We start from the raw sequence: 691 nt of genomic DNA, 5'->3' as shown, positions 1-691 counted from the left end.
CTGAAGCAAACGAACAAGTTCTGGATGCGCATCCCCCGCATCAGCTTCACGATCCTGCTTTGCCGCAGCCCTAATGGCTTCCAACTTCGCCACAAACTCCGAACCAAGGTGTTCTTCAATATTCTGCCCTAACAACTCACCAAGCAAACGGACATTTTCTCGTAAAGAAGGGTGTAATTCTGACATATACCTTTTCCAAATGTGTTTGATTATCAAGGCTAGCAAGCAAGCTGATCACAAGCTCGTGACTACAAGCCAATCCTTATTTGCGCAAAATAGTAAAAACTAGATATATAAATATGGAGCACAATCCACAACAAGTAAACCATTAACAAAAGCACACACTTTTAAGTGTCTACTTTTTGAACAAACAACCTACACTTATTCTTGTAGTTAAGCGTAAAAAATGAACAACCCGACCACACAAGGATTCAAGCTATGAAAATAAAAGCCTTAGCAGAATGCTGGGAACAACAAGCCAAAGCAACATTTACTTCTGAAGACTACACATTCCGACTCCCCTTAGAAGATGCAGCGAAAATTAACGCACTAGCAGAAATGTACCCCAAAAGAACAAAAAGTGAGATCCTTGGAGAGCTGCTATCGGCTGCTCTTGATGAACTTGAAACCAGTTTCCCTTATATCGCGGGTAAAAAAGTCATATCGAAAGATGAAATGGGCGATCCAATGT

The 691-nt window shown here is 41.1% G+C and carries 2 protein-coding genes; one reads left to right on the top strand and one right to left on the bottom strand.

Annotated features, from left to right (window positions below):
- Positions 1-186: phosphoenolpyruvate carboxylase (locus tag A3735_RS05950; RefSeq protein WP_156499450.1), on the bottom strand; the 186-nt coding region annotated here is incomplete at its 3' end.
- A 252-nt stretch (positions 187-438) separates the two neighbouring features.
- On the opposite strand from A3735_RS05950, the gene A3735_RS05945 reads away from it, so the two are divergent.
- Positions 439-691 (top strand): type 1 pili tip component (locus tag A3735_RS05945; protein ID WP_068637750.1); only part of this gene is annotated, 253 nt, incomplete at its 3' end.

The organism is Oleiphilus sp. HI0061 (assembly GCF_001635675.1).
Note: the sequence above shows the minus strand (reverse complement) of the source record. Positions and strands in the feature narration are given on the sequence as shown.